Source organism: Cupriavidus sp. 05T313 (assembly GCF_056396665.1).
In genome coordinates this window covers 40,376-60,872 of sequence record NZ_JBFTLX010000015.1, presented here as the reverse complement: position 1 = coordinate 60,872, position 20,497 = coordinate 40,376, and the positions used below count along the sequence as shown (strand labels likewise).

The following is a 20,497-nucleotide window of genomic DNA, read 5'->3' as shown; positions in this document are numbered from 1 at the left end:
CAGGTGGAGCATGCGGTGACCGAAGCCATCACCGGTTTCGACCTGGTCGAATGGCAGTTGCGCGTGGCCGCCGGCGAGYCGTTGCCGGTCACGCAGGACCAGGTGGCGCTAAGCGGCCACGCCATCGAGGTCAGGCTGACCGCCGAGGACGTGGCCGCAGGCTTCCTGCCGCAGGGCGGGCCGGTGCTGCGCTGGCGCGCGCCGGGCGCCGGGCACGATGTGCGGGTCGACCACGCGTTGCAGGAAGGCGGCGAAATCCCCGTTCACTACGATTCGATGGTGGCCAAGCTGGTCGCCCACGGCGCCACCCGCGAAGAAGCACGCCGCAAGCTGCTGCGCGCGGTGGAGCAGACCGTGCTGCTGGGCGTGGCCAGCAACCAGGGCTTCCTGGCCGACTGCCTGGCACACGAAGCCTTCGCCGCCAGCGAGGTGCATACCGGCTTTGTCGACGCGCATATGCAGTCCGCGCTGTGCGCGGCGCAGCCCGCCGCGACGCAGGTGGCCTGCGCGGCGCTGGCCGCCTGCGGCGTGCTGGTGGCAACGGCACGCCCGGAACTGGTGGCGCACGGCAGCAGCCTTGGCCTGCGCGCCGGGGAGCGCCAATGGCGCGTGGATCTGCGCGCTGTGGCCGACGGCTGGGAGGCAGCCGTGTGCGAAGGCGGCGGCACGGCCGCGGAGATCGTCCGGGCGCGCGTGCTGCGCGCCGATGCGGAGCAGGGCAGTGCGCTGGTCGAGTGCAATGGTGCCGCGCTGCCGCTGGTATTCGCCACCGAAGGCGACGCCGTGCACCTGTTCAGCGCCGGCCGCGCATGGCGCTTCGCGCGCCTGGACCCGCGCCGGAAGAAGCGCGAGGCGGCCGGCGCCGAAAGCGCCGGCGAGTTGCTGGCGCCGCTGGCCGCACGCATCGTGGCGGTGAAGACGGTGGCCGGCGAGCCGGTGCGGGCCGGCCAGGTGCTGGTGGTGCTGGAGGCGATGAAGATGGAGCATGCCATCGTCGCGCCATTTGACGGTGTGGTGGCGGAACTGCACGCCCGCGAAGGTGGCCAGGCTCGGGCCGGTGCCTTGCTGGCGCGCGTCGAAGCGGAGCCCGAGGGCGGCGCGACGGAGTCCAGGGCATGAGCGCCGCCCCCGCAACATCGAACCCGGCACGCACCATTCGCATCGGCGGCGCTTCCGGCTTCTGGGGCGATTCGGCCATCGCCACGCCGCAACTGCTGGAGGTCCCCGGCCTGCAATACCTGGTCTACGACTACCTGGCCGAAACCACCATGTCGATCCTGGCGCGTGCCCGCGCCAGGGATGCGGCACTGGGCTACGCGACCGATTTCGTCCATGCGGCGATGGCGCCGCACCTCGGCCAGATCCTGGCACGAGGCATCTGCGTGATCGCCAATGCCGGCGGCCTCAACCCGCAAGCTTGCCGCGATGCCTTGATGGAAGCCGCCGCGCGGCAAGGGCTCACGCCCAGGGTGGCGGTGGTCAGCGGTGATGATGTGCTGCCTGCCTTCGAGGGGTGGCGCGCAGCGGGACTTACCGACCTGTATACCGGCGCCGCGCCGCCGGCCGAGCTGATGTCGGCCAACGCCTATACCGGCGCGCAGGGCATTGCCCGCGCGCTGGCGACGGGCGCCGATATCGTCATCACCGGCCGCTGCGTCGACAGCGCCGTGGTGGTCGGTGCGCTGGCCCACGAGTTCGGCTGGCAATGGAACGACTGGGACCGGCTCGCCGCCGGCACGCTGGCCGGCCACGTGATCGAGTGCGGGGCGCAGGCCACCGGCGGGCTGTTCACCGACTGGCAGCGCGTGCCGGACTGGGACCGCATCGGCTACCCGGTGATCGACTGCGCGGAGGACGGCAGCTTTGTGCTGACCAAGCCCGAACACACGGGCGGCCTGGTCGATCCCGCCGCCGTGGYGGAGCAGGTCTTGTATGAGGTGGGCGACCCCGGCAACTACCTGATGCCCGACGTGACTTGCGACTTCCGCATGGTGCGCGCCGAACTGCTGGCTCCCGGCCAGGTGCGCGTGCACGGCGCGCGTGGCCGCCCGCCCGGTGCCAGCTACAAGGCCAACGGCACCTGGCAGGACGGCTACCAGATCAGCCTGATGATGGCGATCCGCGGCATCGACGCACCCGCCAAGGCCCGCAGCACGGCACACGCGCTGCTTGCCCGCACCCGCGCCATGCTGGCCGCCAGCGGCTTCGTGGACTACAGCGATACCGTGGTGGAACTGCTCGGCTGCGAATCGCAATACGGGCCGCATGCGCGCGCGCTGCCGACCCGCGAAGTGGTGCTGCGCATCGGCGCGCGCCATGCGCAGGCCAGGGCGCTGCGCTTCCTGCAACGCGAATGCTCCTCGGCGGGAACCTCGATGGCCGCGGGCACCCGCTCGTCCTTCGCCGGCCGCGTGGATATCCAGCCGGTGGTCAAGGTGTTCTCCTTCCTGGTGCCCAAGGCGGAAGTGCCAATGCAGATCGCACTGGATGGCCGGGCGGAGACGCTTGCCTGCGCCGCCCTCGTCGGTGAGCCGTCGGTACCGGCTTCGCTGGCGCCCCGGCCGGACTTGGCGGTGCCCGAAGGGCCACGCGTAACCGTTCCCCTCGTCACGCTGGCCTATGCCCGCAGCGGCGACAAGGGCGACGACGAGAACATCGGCGTGATCGCGCGCCAGCCGGCTTATCTGCCGCTGCTGCGGGAGCAACTGACGCCGGCCGCGGTGCGCGCGTATTTCGCCCACCTGGTTGAAGGCGAAGTCGAATGCTTCGAAGTGCCGGGCCTGCACGCCCTCAACTTCCTGCTGCATCGCGCCCTGGGCGGCGGAGGCGTGGCCAGCCTGCGCTCCGATCCGCTGGGCAAGAGCTACGCGCAGATGCTGCTCGATTTCCCGCTGGCCGTGCCGCAAGGCTGGGCGTAGACGCCGGCCTGCCATTGCATAACGTCGGCCGCCAGGTCCAGGCGCGCCGATGCCATCCTGACGGAGGAGACATGAAAAGAACCACGATAACGAACCGGCCCCGCGGCCCGCGGTTAACAGCGTGCCTGATGGCCGCGGCACTGGCATGCGGCATCGCCGGCGCGGCACGCGCCGATGCGCCTTACCCGTCCAAGCCATTGCGCGTAGTGGTGCCCTACACGCCGGGTGGCGTGTCCGACGCGGTGACACGCCTTGTCATGCAGAAGCTGGCCGAACGCCTGGGCCAGCCCGTGGTGGTGGAAAACCGCCCCGGCGCCAACGGCATGATCGGCTCCGACAACGTGGCCAAGTCCGCGCCCGATGGTTACTCGCTGCTGGTGGTGGTGGCCGCCCATTCCATCAATCCCAGCCTCTATCCCAAGATGAGCTTCGACCCCGTCAGGGACCTGACCGGCGTCAGCCAGATCGGCCGCATCCCGCTGCTGCTGGTCTCAAGCGCGCAGTTGCCGCCCGGCAGCGTGAAGGAACTGGTGAGCTGGGGCAAGGCGCATCCGGACAAGATGACCTTTGCCTCCAGCGGCAACGGCTCCGGCGCGCACCTGGCCGGCGAGCTGTTCTCGCAGGCCGTCGGCATGAGGATGACCCATGTGCCTTACAAGGGCGTGTCGCCGGCGTTGCCCGATCTGTTCTCCGGGCAGGTGGCGATGATCTTCGATTCCGTGCAGACCATGATGCCGCAGGTGAAAGCCGGAAAGCTCAAGGCCCTGGCGATTACCAGTCCCTCGCGCTGGCCGGCTGCGCCCGATGTGCCAACGATGGCGGAGGCGGGCTATCCGGCGGTCACGGCCAGCAGCTGGATCGGGCTGCTGGCGCCGGCAAAGACGCCAAAGGTGGTGCTGGACAAGCTGTCGGGCGAAATGGATGCGGTGTTGCACCAGCCGGACATCAAGGCGCGGCTGATCGAATATGGGATCGATCCGGTTGGCGGGACACCGGACCAGTTCCAGGCATTCATCAAGGATGAAGCGGTGAGATGGGCCGGCGTGGTCAGGAAGGGCGGGATCAAGGTGGAGTAACCAGATCCGGATCACATCTCCGGCGGCTGCGGTTCCAGCGGATCGAAATCCAGTTCGATCTTCGCGCCGTTGGGATCGTGCAGGAACAACTGCCAGACGCCGGAGCCCGCCTGCCGACCGAGGTGGAACGGAATGCCCCGGCGCCGCAGGTGGCTGGTGACGTGCCGGAGGTCCGTGGCGCTGAAGGCCATGTGATCCAGCACGCCCGCGGCCGGTGCCGGCAGTGCATCGACCGCGACGAGATGAATGATGGGCGCGCCGGCGGCATAGAGCCAGGCCCCGGGGAAGGCAAACGGCGGACGGGCACCGGTTTCGAAGCCAAGCACCTCGGTGTAGAACCGGACGGTGTCTTCCAGCGCGGCGGTCAGTACCGTGAAGTGGTTCATCCCGACAATCGTCATGTTTCGCTCCTTGTTGCAGGAGCGTGGCGCTCCCCGGGTGATTCAGGCCTGAGTCTTCAGTCCTCAGACCAGGCCAGGCATTGGCACGTCGGGATTCACGTCGGCCTCGTAATCCACTCCGTCCATCTCGAATCCGAACAGGCGCAGGAATTCCTTCTTGTAGCCGGTGAAGTCCGTCAGCGCGTAGATGTTGTCGCTGGTGACCTGGGGCCAGAGTTGCTGGACACGGGACTGCACCTCCGCGTCGAGTTCCTTGTAGTCGGCGCGCAGGCGGCCTTCCTGGTCCAGGCACGGCGCATCGCCGTACAGGCTGTCCTTGTAGAGCCCGTAGACCTGCTCGATGCAGCCTTCATGCGTGCCCTGTTCCTTCATGACCTTGAACAGCAGCGACAGGTACAGCGGCATCATGGGGATGGCGGAACTTGCCTGCGTGACCACGGCCTTCAGCACCGAGACGCGCGCGTCGCCACCCCTGGCGGCCAGCTTGTCGCGCAGGCCAAGCACCTTTTGGTCCAGGTCCTTCTTGGCGGCGCCGATGGAACCGTTCCAGTAGATGTCGTGCGTGATCTTCTCGCCCAGGTAGGTGAAGGCGGTTGTCTTCGCGCCGTCGGCCAGCACGCCCGCAGCCTGTAGCGCGTCGATCCACATCTGCCAGTCTTCGCCACCCATCACGGCCACGGTGTTGTCGATCTCGCTTTGCGTCGCGGGCTCCAGGATGGTCTCCCTGACCACTTCCTTGTCGGTGTCGAGGCCGCGCAGGCTGACCGCCTTGCCAACCGGCTTCAGCGTCGAGTTGAACACTTCGCCGGTCTTCGGGTGCGTCCGTTTCGGCGAGGCGAGGCTGTAGATCACCAGGTCGACCTGGCCGAGATCGCGCTTGATGGTATCGATCGTCTTCTGCTTGATCTCGTCGGAGAAGGCATCGCCATTGATGCCCTTCGCGTACAGCCCTTTGTCGGCGGCAAACCGGTGGAAGGCCGCGGTGTTGTACCAGCCGGCCGTGCCCGGCTTGCTGTCGGTGCCGGGACGTTCGAAGAAGACACCGAGCGTATCGGCGCCGGCACCGAATGCGGCGGTGATCCGGGCTGCGAGACCGTATCCGGTCGACGCGCCGATCACCAGCACTTTCTTCGGGCCGCCGGCGATGGGGCCTTTTGCCGTGACGTAGTCGATCTGTTCCCTGACGTTGGCTTCGCAGCCTGTGGGGTGGGTGGTAACGCAGATAAAGCCACGCACGCGCGGTTTGATGATCATGAAGACCTCGCTTGTTAGATGCCGAGCCTGATTTAGAAGGCGAAAAACTTCGCGCATTGTAAATGAGGAGGCAAAAGGCGAGGCCGCCCGCCCCGCGGGAGTGCCGGGCGGCGGGCGCCGGCCTTTCAGCGTTGCTGGCGGTACGCTACCTGAAGCCAGCCCTGAGAGGCGCCGCTGGTGTCCGGGCCTGCGGGATCGTCGGCGTGCCGGACCGCGYGCGACAGGCGTGTCCGCAGTTCATCGCGTTCCGTGAAGGTCGGCGCGGCCAGCCAGCCAACAAACTCGTCGTGCCAGTTCTCCCACGCGTTCTCGTCAAAGTCGAACGCCTCGTCCAGCCGTCCGCCATCGCGCAGGTAGGTGCCCACGATGCACGTACCGTCCCAGTACGCCACGGCCACGTCGGTCAGGTCCGCGGTGGTTCCCGCCGGCAGGTCGCGCAGCAACATGGACAAGTGGGACTTGAACGATTCGAATCCGCCTGAAGTCATGGCGTGCTCCGTTTCCGGGGACGAGTCCATCGGGGTGAGGTACCCAATCCCATGGCGCGCAGGTCTTCCGCGTTGGCCGGCGCGCGCAGGACCGGCTGCTTGTTCGAGGGGGCGCGGTTGCCTCCGGTCCCGCTCACCCGAACGAACCCCGCGTCAGGTCTTTCTCGAATTCGATGGTCCATGCGGTGCCATGCCCGATCCGGTAGCCCCGCTCCTTGAGCGTCGACTTGCGAACGATGGTGACATGGCCCTGCAGCGGATAGACCTCGTCAACGACATCCGACGTGCCGGCTTCCTGAAGCAGGAAGTCTGCTTCGTCAAGCCGGTGGCGGTGCAGGATGGCGACGAATTCCGCCTTTTCGTCCGGTGCGATTACTGACATCTTGCGTTCCTCCAATCATGAACGCAGCACTTTTCCAAGATAGCACAAGCGTCAACGCCGTGGCCCTCAGCGCTTGCGCGGCTTGCCGACGTGCGGCGCATCCTCGGCCGGATCGGGAATCAGGTCCTTGTCAAGCACGTCATCAATGCTGGGCGGCGCAGGCGGGTGCTCTTCGCGCTGCGCGCTATGGTCCGCGCGGTCCGCGGGGGTGTCCGCGGGAATACTCTCGGCGGCGCGAGTGATCTCGTCCATGCCTTCTTCCGGTGCGTCATCCTCGTCCGGTTCGTGGCCATGGCGGAAATCGATCGGTTCTGCCGTCTGCCCGGCGAATGCGTCAATGGTCTCGTCGATGTTCTCCCACAAGTCTTCGGCTCCGGCGGAATCCGGCATGCCGGGAAGACGGCGCTCCGGTCGCGGACGATCGGGGAATCCGGTTCGCCGCGTCTTGCCGGAATCGACCTTGTGTGGCTTTTTCATGGTCTGCTCCTGAGCGACGATCGAGCGACGATCGTGGTCATGCCGCAAGCAAGCATGCGCATGTTTCCATAATAAGCACGCAAGGAGCGCGATGTGAAGCCGGGGTGCCTGATGCGGTACCGGTCATGCGAAACGACAGGCCGTGTTTTGCCCAGCACGGTGTCCTAGAATGAAATCCCAGGTTGCCGGAAGTCGCTGGCAGACCAGCGGCAGCGAGTCCGGCACCATACAGGTTGGAGGCGCGTCATGCCCACCTATCAGTATCGTTGCGAGAAGTGCGGTCAGGTTTTCGACCACGCGGAACATCTCGCGGAACACGCGACGGCCCATCCGCCTTGCCCTAAGTGCGGCAGCGAAACGGTCCAGCACATGCCGACACCGTTCGTTGCGAAGACGGCGAGGAAGAGTTGAGGCCTGCCTGACCCTGATAGCGAGGAAGAGCGCGTGGCCCTGTCGGATGCCGGGCAGGACGCCGGGCGAATTGCGTCACCGTGTGCTGTTTGCTTCTCTGCGGCAGCCTCGTTGCCTCGGGCCGCCCCTTGCCCGCGGCGCAAGGATGACCGGCCGCACCGTCCTCTTCCCGGAACGGCCAGTGTTTCGCCTGCGGGTCCTTTGCCTGCCACCGCGCCTTCTCCTCCCATCAGCGGCACCGTCCCACGATACGCCAGCCAGCACCGATAGCGTGCACCAACCATTGCGGAGGCCAGTCATGCCGCGCAAGCTGATTCTCATCGTCCTGATCCTGTTGGCAGCCGGACTCCTCTGGCCACGGTTTTACGGGCTCGGGATCGGCCTTGGCCTCGGCCATTTGCCGGGGGATATCGTCATCCATCGTCATCACTTTCACCTTGTCCTTCCGATTGCGACGTCTCTGCTCGTCAGTGCCGCCGCATCATTCATCCTCTGGCTGATGGGCCGGTGAAGCGCGCGGTTGGTGTCCCGCGCCGGTCCGGCATATATTGAAAGCCTTTCCAGCGCATTCTTCCTGACAGCCCCCTATGCTGTACAAGTTCATCGAGTACCAGCGTTCGCTGATCGAGCCGTGGACAGCGTGGGCGGCGCAGGCCACGAACGCATTCACTGACCCCGGCAGCCCGTTCGCCCATGTCCCTGGGGCGTCTTGCTTTGCTGCGGGCTATGAGTATCTCTACCGGCTGGGCAAGACCTATGGGAAGCCCGCCTTCGGCGTCACCGCGTACGACGCGGATGGCCGCGTCGCGGCAGTGGACGAGCAGGTCGTGCTGGAACGGCCATTTTGCCGGCTGCTGCGTTTTGCCCACGAGGCAGCCGCCGCGCCGGAGCGCCGGCCGGCGGTGCTGGTGTGCGCGCCGCTGGCCGGCCATCACGCCGTGCTGCTGCGAGAAGTCGTTGAAATGCTGCTGCCCGCTCATGAAGTCTATGTGACGGACTGGCGCGATGCGCGTCACGTGCCCGCGGCCGAGGGGCCGTTCCGCCTGGACGACTGCGTCGGCGAGATACAGGCGTTCATCCGGCATATCGGCGGGCAGCGCCTGCACGTGCTTGCCGTCTGCCAGGCAACCGTGCCGGCACTGGCGGCGACATCGCTGCTGGCCAGCGCAGGCGAGCCGGTGCCAAGAAGCCTGGTGCTGATGGGCGGCCCGATCGACGCCCGCCGCAACCCGACCGCCGTGGACCGCCTGGCAGCCCGCCAGCCGCTGGCGTGGTTCGAGAGCAACCTGATCTGCACGGTGCCGGCCCGCTATGCTGGTGCGGGCCGCAAGGTGTACCCCAGCTTCCTGCAGCATGCCGGCCTGGTGATGGCACATCCGGCGCGCATGGTCGGTGCGCAATGGGACTACTACCTTGACCTGGTGCACCGCGATGCCGAGCACGCGCCGGCGCACCGGCGCATTTGCGATGAGTACAACTCGGTGCTCGACATAGCGGCGGAGTTCTACCTGGATACCATCCGCATCGTGTTCCAGGAGTTCCGGCTAGCCCGCGGCAACTGGAGCGTGCAGGGCCACGCCGTGCGTCCCCGGGACATGCGCGATATCGGCCTGCTCACCGTGGAGGGCGGGCGGGACGACATCTCCGGCCGCGGCCAGACCCACGCGGCGCAAGACTTGTGCAGCGGCATCGCGCCGCGCCACAGGCGGCAGCTCACGGCGGCGCAGTGCGGCCACTATGAGCTGTTCTCCGGGCAATTGTGGCGGACCGAGGTGTATCCCGTGGTCCGCGACCTGATCCGGGAGTACGCCTAGCGTCCTTGTGCCGGAGCAGCGTTTGCGCCGCTTGTTTCCATACTTGTTCTCGTCACGGCCCACTATACTGGGCTAGACGCCTGCAACGCTCAGCGTAGCGTCGGGATGCAGCCGCTATCGTCGGCCTTCCGCAGATTTGCACCCACCCATCACATGGAGACTGAATATGTCGATTCGCATCGGTGACGAAGCCCCCGATTTCACGGCAGATACCACGGAAGGCAAGATAAATTTCCACGAATGGATCGGGGACAAATGGGCAATCCTGTTCTCCCATCCCAAGGACTTTACGCCGGTCTGTACTACCGAACTGGGTTATATGGCCGGCCTCAAGCCGGAATTCGACCGGCGCAATACCAAGATCATCGGGCTCAGCGTGGACCCCGTCAGTGACCACCAGAACTGGGTCAAGGACATCGCGGAAACGCAGGGCCACGCTGTCAACTATCCCATGATCGGCGACGTCGACCTCACGGTCGCCAAGCTCTACGACATGATTCACCCGAACGCAAGTGGTGGCCCGCGCACTGCCGTGGACAACGCCACGGTGCGCTCGGTCTTCCTCATCGGGCCCGACAAGAAGGTCAAGGCAATGCTGGTTTACCCGATGAGCGCGGGCCGCAATTTCGACGAAGTGCTGCGCCTGCTGGATTCCCTGCAGCTCAACGCAAAACACACGGTAGCCACGCCGGTCAACTGGAAGCCGGGCGACGATGTGATCATCCCCACCTCCGTATCCGACGAAGACGCAAAGAAGAAGTACCCGCAAGGATTCAAGACGCTCAAACCGTACCTGCGGGTAGTGGCGCAGCCGAAGTAAGGCTAGGCACCCGCCACGTGGGCGGGTAGGCCCGCCAGGGCCTCCCCGCCCACGTGATGCGAAGCGGGCCGTCAGGGTGTACCAGTCTCTCTACAAAATCCCCCTTTCCCTCAACCCTCCCAACTCAGCCTCGCCGAGCCCCAACTCAGCGCGAAGGGCCCCCTCCGTATGTTCCCCCAGCATAGGCGGGCACCGCATTTCCACCGGCGTGGCCGAAAACCGCAGCGGACTGCGCAAGCTGGGCGCATCTACCCCCCGCCCATGCGGCAACCGCACCAGCAACCCGCGATGCCTGACCTGCGCATCTTCGAACACCTCGTCGAGCTCATTGATGGGCCCGCCAGGCACGCCGGCACGCTCGAGCGTATCCAGCAATTCAGCCGAACCCCGCCCGGCAACACGCGCGGCAATCGCTTCGCGCAAGGTCTCCCGGTTGGCGACCCGGTCGACGTTCTGCGCGAAGCGCGGATCGGCGGCGAGTTCCGGACAGCCAAGCAGCTTGCACAGCGCGGCAAACTGCCCGTTGTTGCCGGAGGCGATGATCAGGTGCCCGTCGCGGCACGCGAACACTTCGGAGGGCGCGGCCACCGGGTTGGTGTTGCCGGCGCGCCGGGGCAGCTTGCCGGTCATCTGGTAGCCCAGCGCCAGGTGGCCATTGACCGCCACCGAGGCATCGAGCATGGCGGCGTCAATGTACTGGCCTTCGCCGGTGGCCTGGCGGTGATAGAGCGCGCCCATCAGGGCGACGGTGGCGTAGAGGCCGGTGAGGATGTCGGTGATGGGGATGGCGGTGCGCATCGGCTCGCCGCCGGGGGTGCCGTCCGGCTGGCCGCAGGTGCTCATCAGTCCGGCCATGCCCTGCAGGATGAAGTCGTAGGCCGGGCGGGCGGCGTAGGGGCCGTCGGGGCCGAAGCCGGTGACTGAGCAATAGATCACATCGGGGCGCAGCGCGCGGATGGACTCATAGTCGAGCCCGTATTTCTTCAGGCTGCCGGCCTTGTAATTCTCCACCACCACATCGCAGCGCGCGGCCAGTTGCCGTACCAGTTCGGCGCCTTCGGGCCTGGAGATATCGATGGTGAGCGATTGCTTGCCGCGGTTGCAGGCGAGGTAGAAGGCGGAGTCGTTGGTGGCCGCGCCTTGCGCGTCGGTGAGGAACGGGCCCATCTTGCGGGTGTCGTCGCCGTCGCCGGGTTTCTCGATCTTGTAGACGGTGGCGCCCATGTCGGCCAGGTTCTGCGTGGCCCATGGGCCCGCCACCACGCGCGTCAGGTCGAGTACCTTGATGCCTTCGAGAATTGCGCTCATGTGCCTGCCATCCGGGAAGTAGAGATCCCGCATCATTCGCGGGATTTGCCGTGCACGCAATTTGCCAATGCGGAAGCCGGCTTACGGCGAGGCGGAAGCGTGGGTGTGGCCGGCGTGGGACTTGTGCTGGCCGTGCTCGTGCTGCGCCGCCTGGTTCGGATCGAAGTCGCAACTCGGGTTGGCTTCGTCGTGCGAATGCGGGTGCAGCGCGCCGGGGATATGCCGGCTGCTGAGCCCGTCGGCGTTGAGCCATGCCAGCGTGGCGGCGGCCGCGCGGTCGATGAGCGTGCCGCACTGCGTGTAGTCGTACGGAGAGACGTCGAGCGGGCACAAGGGCGGGACGACCGAGATATGCGCGTGGTCCGCCCAGCGCTCCAGGTCCTGTACCAGCTGGCGCGCGACCAGCAGCGACAGCGCATTGAAGGCATGGTCGATGGGGCCGCGCGGTTCGCGCCGCGCCGCGCAGGCAAAGCCCGCGGGCAGCACCACCACGCGCGTGGCGCCCAGGCGGATGGCGGTGGAGACCGGCGTGTTATTGGCCACGCCGCCGTCGATCAGTTGCCGCCCGCCCAGTGCCACCGGCGGGAACACCCCGGGGATGGCGGCGCTGGCCAGCACCGACTGGACCAGGCTGCCGGAGKACAGCACTACCTCCGCGCCGGTCTGCATGTCGGTGGCGACTACATATAGCGGCAGTTCGGCGCGCTCCAGCGGCATGTCGCCGAAATGGCGGGACAGCAGGCGCTTCAGGGCGGCGGAGTCGACCAGATGGGCGCGCTGCCCGCGCAACATGCCGAACAGGCTGCGCCACGACCACGGCATGACCTCGGCGCGGCGCAAGCCGCGCCAGAGCGTTTCCAGCTGGGTAGTGCCGGCCACGTGCGGGTTGCAGGCATAGTAGGCGCCGTTGATGGCGCCAGCGGAGGCACCGACGACGAAGTCGGGCTTGATGCCCCACGCCACCAGCTCGCGCAGCATGCCGGCCTCGACGGCGCCGAGGCTGCCGCCGCCGGCGAAGACAAATGCGGTTTTTTCCATGGTCTGTGGTGCAGTGCGAAAGCGCAGGGGAATCCTGTAAAGGAAGCATAGGCGACATTTCGCCTGCGCGACAGGCGTCTGCCGCGGGCGGAGGGCGCCGATGGCACATAATGTGCATACAGTGCCAGAAAAAGCACGCGCGCGCCAAGATTTCGAGGCCGCCAAGAGAGGAGACAATGAGCAGTTCAACCGACAAGTTTTCGGCCACCATGCGCGATGGCCTGGCCAATCTCGCGCGGCGCCTGCGCTTTGCCATGGAGGAGGGCTCCATCTGGCTGGACGAGCAGCGCATGATCCTGATCCACACCGGCGCGCTGGGCGCGTTGCGCAAGGAATTGGTGGATACCATGGGCATGGAGCGCGCGCGGGGCTTGTTCATGCGCATGGGCTTCCATTCCGGCATGCGCGACGCGGAACTGGCGAAGAAGCTGCGCCCCGGCGACAGCGACTTCGGCCTGCTGGAGATCGGGCCCTGCCTGCACACCATCGAAGGCGTGGTGCGCGTGACCCCGGTGAAGGTGGATATCGACATCGCCGCCGGCATCTACGACGGCGAATTCCTGTGGGAAGACTCCTTCGAAGGCGATGTCCACCGCCAGTTGTTCGGCATCGTCGATGAGCCGGCCTGCTGGATGCAGATCGGCTACGCCACGGGCTATACCTCGGCCCTGATGGGCCGCACCATCCTCTACCGCGAGGTGGAGTGCATCGCCTGCGGCCACGATCACTGCCGCATCGTCGGCAAGCCGCTGGAAGCGTGGGAGGACGGTGCCGAGGTGCTAAAGCTCTACCAGCCCGACCCGGTGATCGAGACCATCCTGGAGCTGCAAAGCGAGGTCGAGCACCTGCGCGCCCTGCAGCGCAACAACGGCAAGCCCGCCGATCTGGTGGGCAGCGCGCCCGGGTTCCGCGCTGCCTGGGGCCTGTTGCAGCGCGCCGCCGCAAGCCATGTCACGGTGCTGCTGCTGGGCGAGACCGGCGTCGGCAAAGAGCGCTTCGCGCAAGCGCTGCACGCGGTCAGCGCGCGGGCCGACAAGCCTTTCATCGCCGTCAATTGCGCGGCGATCCCCGATGAACTGATCGAAGCCGAGCTGTTCGGCGTGGAGAAGGGCGCCTTCACCGGCGCCCACCAGTCGCGCCCCGGCCGCTTCGAGCGGGCGCATGGCGGCACGCTGTTCCTGGACGAACTGGGCGAGTTGTCGGCGTCGGCGCAGTCCAAGCTGCTGCGGGTGCTGCAGGAAGGCGAGGTGGAGCGGGTGGGCGGCGCCGAGCCGCGCAAGGTGGACGTACGGCTGGTGGCCGCCACCAACGTAGACCTGGCCGAAGCCGTGAAGCAGGGGACTTTCCGCAAGGACCTGTACTACCGGCTCAACGTCTATCCCGTCACCATCCCGCCGCTGCGCGAGCGCCTCGACGATATCCGCCTGCTGGTAGAGCGCTTCATTGCCCGCTACGGCGCGCGCCACGGCAAGAAGATCGTCGGCATCACCGACCGCGCGTTGGCGGAACTCAGGCGCTACGACTGGCCGGGCAACGTCCGCGAACTGGAAAACGTGATCGAGCGCGGCGTGATCCTGGCCAGCAATGGCGGGCAGATTTCCGCGGACCACCTGTTCCTGCCCAGCAGCGCGCCGCAGGCGATGGACACCGCGCCGCGCCTGGGCGTCAGGGGCACGCTGCCGGAACTGCGCGAAGCGGCGGTGCACGGGCTGCTTGACCATATGGCCGAGCAGCAGCTCGCGCTGGGCGATGTCGAGACCGTGTTGATGGAAGCGGCGATGCAGCGCGCCAACGGTAATATGAGTCAGGCGGCGCGGTTGTTGGGGATTACGCGGCCGCAGTTGGCGTATCGGTGGAAGACGAGGGGGATTCGGGGGGAGGGGGGGTGATTTGGTTGGGTTGGTCGGTGTTTGTTTGAGCGGCGATGGCTATTGCACCCAAGTGCGTACGACATCCCCCTGCGGGGGACGCCGGTCACTCTTCTTTGCTTCGGCAAAGAAGACTAACGAGAAGAAAGCCGACCCTGCCGGGAGCAGAGCAATCGCGGGGGCGAGGGGCGCTGGTTTCGTCGTACGGCCGCAGTTTTGCTGGCATCTGCCGTTACCAGCTTGTAGGGCATCGCAATGGCATGATCCATGGGTTTCGTGGTGATGCCCTTGACCTCGTGTGTGGTGACCATTCCCACATCTGCCGTTACCGGCACGGACCACCACGACACACCACATGCCAATGGTTTCGTGGTGGGGCGGGCGCGGTGGTGAAGGCCTGGGGCATATCACCCGGTGCCACCGCGCCCACGACGGAACCGGACCGCCTGAAACTTCGTGGCCGGCCACTACGCGAGCGACAGACGGCTTGAAGCAAGTGATGTCTGCTACCGGGGGCCTCACCACGAATCCCGGAAGCTGGCAGGATCGTGGCCAGTCAAGCCGGTACCGGCAGAAGCCCGCCGGCACTCTGGGCTGTACGACGAAATCATCGATATTCGAGAGCCTGATGGCTCTGCCCCCGGCAGGGTCGGCTTTCTTCTCGTTAGTCTTCTTTGCCGAAGCAAAGAAGAGTGACCGGCGTCCCCCGCAGGGGGATGTCGTACGCACTTGGGTGCAATAACCATCGCCGCTCAAACAAACACCGACCACCCTCGCAGGGGGATGTCGTATAGCTGTTGGGTGCAAAAACCAACGCCGCTCAAACAAACCGCGCCACCCACCACCCAAAAGCCATTTAATCATTTGATGCAGTCAGCAATCCACACCCCAAGCAAGTGACCAATCCGGTTGTTGCGCCGCATGCGCCCGCAATCCCTTCCCCCTCCTACCTCTAACCTCCCCCCGCCCCCATCACTGTTGCAGCGCCGCAGCCTTACCGCGATTCCGCCGACTCCCCGCAAACCACCGCCCGGCGCGACATTTGATCAATTGATCAAATGTCGCCGCCATCTTCATCAATTGATAGAGCTATGGCGCGGGCATCGCTTCGGGTAAACGCGCAAGCCGGTCCGGCAAGATTCCCAGGATCCCTTGTGCCGTCGTGATTTGCATCCGCTGGCACGCTCTTCGCAATAGAGGCCATACAAGCCAAGCGAAGGAGCAGCGCCATGATCAACCAGTCGGTCCCCTTGTTTGAAGCCACGCCCCGCTACGTCCGCGTCGGCGGTCGCACGCCGGAAGGCTTCGTGCAGTTTGMCTTCAGCGTGTCCGACCCGGAGCTCAACGTCGAGCTGATCATGCCCGAGCCGATGTTCGAGGCTTTTTGCAGCGTCAACCACGTGCGCTTCCTGCCCCCGGAAACTCCGGTGGCCGGCCAGGACGACTGAGCACGCCAAGCCCCGCGCACCCGTTCCCCCCACATAAAAAACAGCAAGACCCAGGAGACCAAAGCGATGCAAGTCGACATTAAGACCCAGCAGATCCAGCCGCTGCGCCAGACCTACGGCCACGTGGCCCGCCGCTTCGGCGACAAGCCCGCCTCGCGCTACCAGGAGGCAACCTACGACGTGCAGTCGGAGGTCAATTTCCACTACCGCCCGACCTGGGATCCGCAGCACGAGATCTACGACAAGCGCCGCACCGCCATCGTGATGAAAGACTGGTACGCGCTCAAGGACCCGCGCCAGTACTTCTACGGCGCTTACGTGACGGCGCGCGGCCGCCAGCAGGACGCCACCGAGAAGAGCTTCGCCTTCGTGGAGAAGCGCGGCTTGCTGCAGGCGCTGCCCGCCGAATGGCAGGACCGCCTGGCCGACGGCCTGCTGCCGCTGCGCCATGTGGAGTGGGGCGCCAACATGAACAACTTCTATTGCGCCGACTACGGCTGGGGCACGGCCATCACGCAGGCCTGCACCTACTGCGCGATGGACCGTCTCGGCATTGCCCAGTACCTGACGCGCATCGGCATGCTGCTCGACGGCAATACCGGCGTGGCGCTGGAGCGCGCCAAGGTGGCCTGGATGGAGAGCGCCGCGTGGCAGCCGATGCGCCGGCTGGTCGAGCGCAGCTTCGTGATCGAGGACTGGTTCGAGACCTTCGTTACCCAGAACCTGGTGCTCGACGGCCTGCTTTACCCGATGGTGTACCAGCACGCCGACGCCGCCATCGTCCGCGGCTGCGGCACGGGGCTGGCGGTGCTGACCGAGTTCATGAACGACTGGCGTGAAGAGCATGCGCGCTGGGTCGACTCGGTGGTGCAAACCGCCGCTGCCGAATCCGACGCCAACCGCGTGCTGCTGTCCGGCTGGGCCCGCGCCGCGCGCACGCAGGTGGCCGAGGCGCTGGTGCCGGTGGCCGACACCTTGCTGGGCGAGGGTGGCGAGCAGGTGATCGCGCTGTGCCTGGAGCAGTTCGACGTACGCCTGAACAAGCTTGGCCTTGCCGCCTGAGGAGCCCGCCATGACCGCCAACGTCTATATCGCGCTGCAAAGCAACGACGACACCCGTCCCATCATCGAAGCCATCACCGAGGCCAACCCGCACGCCGTGGTGTCGCAGTTTCCCGCCATGGTGAAGATCGATGCGCCGGGCCACCTGACCATCGTGCGCGAACTGGTGTCGGAAAAGCTCGGCCGCGAGTGGGACCTGCAGGAGATCCACCTGAACCTGATTTCGCTGTCGGGAAACATCGACGAAGACGACGACGCCTTCACCCTGCACTGGAACGCCTGAGACGGCCCGCCCACCGCAAAGAAAAACGGAGACAGAACACCATGGACGCACGCAAGAAGCTGAACCTGCGGGAAAAATACGCGACGATGACCCGCGACCTCGGCTGGGAAACCACCTACGAGCCGATGGACAAGGTCTTTCCCTACGACAAGTACGAGGGCATCAAGATCCACGACTGGGACAAGTGGGAAGACCCGTTCCGCATGACCATGGACGCCTACTGGAAATACCAGTCGGAGAAGGAGCGCAAGCTGTACGCCATCATCGACTCCTTCGTGCAGAACAATGGCCACCTCAACGTCTCGGACCCGCGCTATCTGAATGCGCTGCGCCTGTTCCTGACCGGCGTGACCCCGCTGGAATACGCGGCGCACCGCGGCTACGCCCATCTCGGGCGGCACTTCCGCGGCGCCGGTGCGCGGGTCGCGGCGCAGATGCAGTCGATCGACGAGCTGCGCCATGCCCAGACCCAGATGCACACGCTGTCGGTCTACAACAAGTACTTCAACGGCTTCGGCGAGTGGCAGCACATGCACGACCGGGTCTGGTACCTGTCCGTGCCCAAGTCCTATTTCGAGGACGCCATGAGCGCGGGGCCGTTCGAGTTCATCACCGCGATCTCGTTCTCCTTCGAATATGTGCTGACCAACCTGCTGTTCATGCCCTTCATGTCGGGCGCGGCCTACAACGGCGATATGGCTACGGTGACGTTCGGCTTCTCCGCGCAGTCCGACGAATCGYGCCATATGACGCTGGGCCTTGAGGTGGTGAAGTTCCTGTGCCAGCAGGACCCGGACAATATCCCGATCCTGCAGAAGTGGCTGGACAAATGGTTCTGGCGCGGTTTCCGCCTGCTCACGCTGGTCGGCATGATGATGGACTACATGCTGCCCAAGCGCGTGATGTCGTGGGCCGAAGCCTGGGAGATGTACTTCGAGCAGGCCGGCGGCGCGCTGTTCAAGGACCTGGAGCGCTACGGCCTGCGCATGCCCAAGTACCACGAGGTGGCCACCAAGACCAAGGACCGCATCACCCACGAGGCCTGGGGCACCTTCTACAACTACGCCGCCGCGGCCGGCTTCCATACCTGGGTGCCCAAGCAGGACGAAATGGCCTGGCTGACGGAGAAGTATCCCGACACCTTCGCGCGCTACTACAAGCCGCGTCTCGACTACTGGCTGGAACGCCAGCAGGAAGGCGAGCGCTTCTATAACGGAACGCTGCCCATGCTGTGCCAGACCTGCCAGATCCCGATGGTGTTCTCGGAGCCTGACGATCCCACCCAGACCTGCTACCGCGAGAGCACCTACCACGGCATGCAGTTTCACTTCTGCTCGGACGGCTGCAAGGACATCTTCGACGGCGAGCCGCAGAAGTACGCCCAGGCCTGGCTGCCCGTGCACCAGATCTACCAGGGCAATTGCGGCGGCGCCTCGCTGGACGATGTGCTCAAGTGGTACCGCATCAACGTCGGCGCGGACAACCTCGATTTCGAAGGGTCGCAGGATCAGAAGAACTGGAACACCTGGAAGGGCGTGCCCGACACGGCGGCCTGAGCGCGCAACCGACAAGAGACAGAAGATAAGGAGACCACCATGTCCGTCGTATCCATTGGCCCCTACGAGTTCGAACCGGCCGATCGCGAGGCCGTGTTCCACGGCAACCGCCTGCTGTACATCGGCTGGGACCGCCACCTGCTGTTCTGCGCGCCGCATTGCCTGCCTTTTCCGCCGTCGATGCGTTTGCGCGATGTCGTGGAGAACGTGCTACCCGGCGTGTACGGCTACCACCCCGACTTTGCCCGCATCGACTGGAGCCGCGTGGAATGGCTGCGCGGCAACGCGCCCTGGCAGCCGGACCTGGACCGCACGCTGGAAGAGAACGGCCTGGGCCACAAGGCAGTAATCCGCTTCCGCACGCCGGGGCTGGACGGCATCGACGGCAGTTGCAGCTAAGCCGGCGCCGTGGCTGGAACGATCAGAAAGCCTAGTAGGCTAGTAGGAGACACAAGATGTATTCCCTGACCATTGAACCGATCGGGCAGACCATCCCGATCGCGCCCGGCCAGACCGTGCTGGATGCCTGCCTGCGCAACGGTGTGTGGCTGCCGCACGCCTGCTGCCACGGCCTGTGCGCCACCTGCAAGGTGCAGGTGGTGAAGGGCGAGTTCGAGCATGGCGAAGCGTCCAGCTTCGCCCTGATGGACTTCGAGCGCGACGGCGGCCAGTGCCTGGCTTGCTGCGCCACCGCGCAGTCCGACATGGTGATCGAGGCCGACATCGAGGAGGATGCCGACTCGCTCGGGCTGCCGCTGGCGGACTACCGCGCCGAAGTGGTGGAGACCCGCGCGCTGACGCCCACCATCCGCGGCATCTGGCTGCGCGTGAAGGACGGCAATGCCGCCGCCTTCCAGGCCGGCCAGTACCTCAACCTGCGGGTGCCCGGCTGCGAACAGCCGCGCGCCTTCTCGCTGGCCAACCGTCCGGGTGACGACCTGGTGGAACTGCATGTGCGTCGCGTGGAAGGCGGCCAGGCTACGGCCTACCTGCACGAGCAGCTCGCGGTTGGCGATGAGCTTGGTTTCTCGGCGCCCTACGGCCGTTTCTTCGTACGCAAGTCCGCGCAGGTGCCGATGCTGTTCCTGGCGGGCGGTTCCGGTCTGTCCAGCCCGCGCGCGATGATCCTGGACATGCTGGCTGCCGGCGAGACCTTGCCGATCACGCTGGTGCAAGGCGCGCGCAATCGCGCGGAGCTGTACTACGACGAGGCGTTCCGCGCACTGGCCGACGCGCATCCGAATTTCCGCTATGTGCCGGCGCTATCCGACGAACCGGCCGGCAGTGGCTGGGATGGCGCGCGCGGCTACGTGCATGAAGTTCTGCACGGGCTTTACGCCAATGGCGCCACCGCTGACTTCCGGGGGCACAAGGCCTACCTGTGCGGACCGCCACCGATGATCGAAGCCTGCATCCGCACGCTGATGCAGGGCCGGTTGTTCGAGGAGGACATCCACACCGAGAAGTTCATCTCCGCCGGCGATGCGCAGAACAGCGCGCGCAGCCCGCTGTTCAAGATCTGAAGGAGAGAGCGCCATGCATACCGTGGAGATCGCGGGAAGCGGCCAGCGCTATCCGTGCGCGCCGGAGCAGAACCTGTTGCGCGCGATGGAAGCGCTTGGCAAGCGCGGCATACCCGCCGGCTGCCGTGGCGGCGGCTGCGGGGTTTGCAAGGTGCGCATCGAGGCCGGCCGCTACCGCACCGGCAAGATGAGCCGGGCCTGCCTGTCGGCCGAGGAGGAGGGCAGTGGCCTGGTGCTGGCGTGCAAGGCCTATCCGGACAGCGATATCCGCCTGCGGCCGGTGGCGCTGCTGCAGCGCTGCCTGGACCGGCAGCGGGAGCGGTGGGATGAACAGGAAGCGAAGGGATCAACGTAGCAAGCTTGCAGCAAA

General features: G+C 66.0%; 22 protein-coding genes. 15 read left to right on the top strand and 7 right to left on the bottom strand.

The features are described from left to right. The 3 genes from AC1DKD_RS06050 to AC1DKD_RS06040 all read left to right on the top strand — a co-directional run. Positions 1-1,119: biotin/lipoyl-containing protein (locus tag AC1DKD_RS06050; protein WP_477143079.1), on the top strand; the 1,119-nt coding region annotated here is incomplete at its 5' end. Continuing rightward, entirely contained in the window at positions 1,116-2,918 is a 1,803-nt protein-coding gene (locus AC1DKD_RS06045; protein WP_477143078.1) for an acyclic terpene utilization AtuA family protein, read from the top strand. The genes AC1DKD_RS06050 and AC1DKD_RS06045, both read left to right, overlap by 4 nt. 71 nt (positions 2,919-2,989) lie before the next feature. After that, positions 2,990-3,994 carry a tripartite tricarboxylate transporter substrate binding protein gene (locus tag AC1DKD_RS06040; RefSeq protein ID WP_441629391.1) on the top strand — a complete coding sequence of 335 codons (1,005 nt, stop codon included), beginning with the start codon at positions 2,990-2,992 and terminating at the stop codon, positions 3,992-3,994. Between the two features lie 11 nt (positions 3,995-4,005). Here AC1DKD_RS06040 and AC1DKD_RS06035 read toward each other — a convergent pair whose 3' ends face one another. From AC1DKD_RS06035 to AC1DKD_RS06015, 5 genes are all read right to left on the bottom strand, one after another. After that, positions 4,006-4,395 (bottom strand): VOC family protein, encoded by a 390-nt coding sequence (locus tag AC1DKD_RS06035; protein ID WP_045243024.1) that lies wholly within the window; start codon positions 4,393-4,395, stop codon positions 4,006-4,008. Positions 4,396-4,458: 63 nt separating this feature from the next. Beyond that, positions 4,459-5,649 carry an enoyl-ACP reductase FabV gene (gene fabV / locus AC1DKD_RS06030; RefSeq protein WP_441629390.1) on the bottom strand — a complete coding sequence of 397 codons (1,191 nt, stop codon included), beginning with the start codon at positions 5,647-5,649 and terminating at the stop codon, positions 4,459-4,461. Between the two features lie 125 nt (positions 5,650-5,774). Further along, positions 5,775-6,137, bottom strand: a complete 363-nt coding sequence (locus tag AC1DKD_RS06025; protein WP_477143077.1) for a hypothetical protein — start codon at positions 6,135-6,137, stop codon at positions 5,775-5,777. 133 nt (positions 6,138-6,270) lie between these two features. Continuing rightward, positions 6,271-6,519, bottom strand: coding sequence for a hypothetical protein (locus AC1DKD_RS06020; protein WP_441629388.1), 249 nt, complete (start codon positions 6,517-6,519; stop codon positions 6,271-6,273). A gap of 66 nt (positions 6,520-6,585) precedes the next feature. Beyond that, positions 6,586-6,996: a hypothetical protein gene (locus AC1DKD_RS06015; protein ID WP_441629387.1), complete on the bottom strand. Its 411-nt coding sequence runs from the start codon at positions 6,994-6,996 to the stop codon at positions 6,586-6,588. A gap of 246 nt (positions 6,997-7,242) precedes the next feature. Here AC1DKD_RS06015 and AC1DKD_RS06010 point away from each other — a divergent pair, with 246 nt between their 5' ends. From AC1DKD_RS06010 to AC1DKD_RS05995, 4 genes are all read left to right on the top strand, one after another. Beyond that, entirely contained in the window at positions 7,243-7,407 is a 165-nt protein-coding gene (locus tag AC1DKD_RS06010) for an FmdB family zinc ribbon protein (protein ID WP_035810592.1), read from the top strand. A 298-nt stretch (positions 7,408-7,705) separates the two neighbouring features. Next, complete coding sequence (locus tag AC1DKD_RS06005; RefSeq protein WP_441629386.1) at positions 7,706-7,918, top strand: DUF2905 family protein; 213 nt, start codon at positions 7,706-7,708, stop codon at positions 7,916-7,918. Between the two features lie 76 nt (positions 7,919-7,994). Further along, positions 7,995-9,221: a polyhydroxyalkanoate depolymerase gene (gene phaZ, locus AC1DKD_RS06000; protein ID WP_441629385.1), complete on the top strand. Its 1,227-nt coding sequence runs from the start codon at positions 7,995-7,997 to the stop codon at positions 9,219-9,221. A 166-nt stretch (positions 9,222-9,387) separates the two neighbouring features. Beyond that, positions 9,388-10,041 carry a peroxiredoxin gene (locus tag AC1DKD_RS05995; RefSeq protein ID WP_035862536.1) on the top strand — a complete coding sequence of 218 codons (654 nt, stop codon included), beginning with the start codon at positions 9,388-9,390 and terminating at the stop codon, positions 10,039-10,041. Positions 10,042-10,131: 90 nt separating this feature from the next. On the opposite strand, the gene AC1DKD_RS05990 is transcribed toward AC1DKD_RS05995, so the two are convergent. Next, entirely contained in the window at positions 10,132-11,349 is a 1,218-nt protein-coding gene (locus AC1DKD_RS05990; protein WP_441629384.1) for a CaiB/BaiF CoA transferase family protein, read from the bottom strand. Positions 11,350-11,430: 81 nt separating this feature from the next. After that, entirely contained in the window at positions 11,431-12,387 is a 957-nt protein-coding gene (locus AC1DKD_RS05985; RefSeq protein ID WP_477143076.1) for a patatin-like phospholipase family protein, read from the bottom strand. 176 nt (positions 12,388-12,563) lie between these two features. On the opposite strand from AC1DKD_RS05985, the gene poxR reads away from it, so the two are divergent. From poxR to AC1DKD_RS05945, 8 genes are all read left to right on the top strand, one after another. Next, positions 12,564-14,276 (top strand): phenol degradation transcriptional regulator PoxR, encoded by a 1,713-nt coding sequence (gene poxR, locus AC1DKD_RS05980; protein WP_441629382.1) that lies wholly within the window; start codon positions 12,564-12,566, stop codon positions 14,274-14,276. Between the two features lie 1,208 nt (positions 14,277-15,484). Beyond that, positions 15,485-15,703 carry a phenol hydroxylase subunit gene (locus tag AC1DKD_RS05975; RefSeq protein WP_477143075.1) on the top strand — a complete coding sequence of 73 codons (219 nt, stop codon included), beginning with the start codon at positions 15,485-15,487 and terminating at the stop codon, positions 15,701-15,703. Between the two features lie 66 nt (positions 15,704-15,769). Then, complete coding sequence (locus AC1DKD_RS05970; protein ID WP_441629381.1) at positions 15,770-16,765, top strand: aromatic/alkene monooxygenase hydroxylase subunit beta; 996 nt, start codon at positions 15,770-15,772, stop codon at positions 16,763-16,765. Between the two features lie 10 nt (positions 16,766-16,775). After that, positions 16,776-17,048, top strand: a complete 273-nt coding sequence (locus tag AC1DKD_RS05965; RefSeq protein WP_035866715.1) for an MmoB/DmpM family protein — start codon at positions 16,776-16,778, stop codon at positions 17,046-17,048. Positions 17,049-17,089: 41 nt separating this feature from the next. Next, positions 17,090-18,604: an aromatic/alkene/methane monooxygenase hydroxylase/oxygenase subunit alpha gene (locus AC1DKD_RS05960; RefSeq protein WP_477143074.1), complete on the top strand. Its 1,515-nt coding sequence runs from the start codon at positions 17,090-17,092 to the stop codon at positions 18,602-18,604. A 39-nt stretch (positions 18,605-18,643) separates the two neighbouring features. Then, positions 18,644-19,003, top strand: coding sequence for a phenol hydroxylase subunit P4 (locus AC1DKD_RS05955; RefSeq protein WP_035866711.1), 360 nt, complete (start codon positions 18,644-18,646; stop codon positions 19,001-19,003). Between the two features lie 56 nt (positions 19,004-19,059). Next, a complete protein-coding gene (locus AC1DKD_RS05950) occupies positions 19,060-20,127 on the top strand; it encodes an NADH:ubiquinone reductase (Na(+)-transporting) subunit F (protein WP_441629380.1) in 1,068 nt (355 codons plus the stop codon). Between the two features lie 13 nt (positions 20,128-20,140). Then, on the top strand, positions 20,141-20,482 hold the full coding sequence (locus AC1DKD_RS05945; RefSeq protein WP_441629379.1) for a 2Fe-2S iron-sulfur cluster binding domain-containing protein: 342 nt from the start codon (positions 20,141-20,143) through the stop codon (positions 20,480-20,482). Positions 20,483-20,497: the final 15 nt, after the last annotated feature.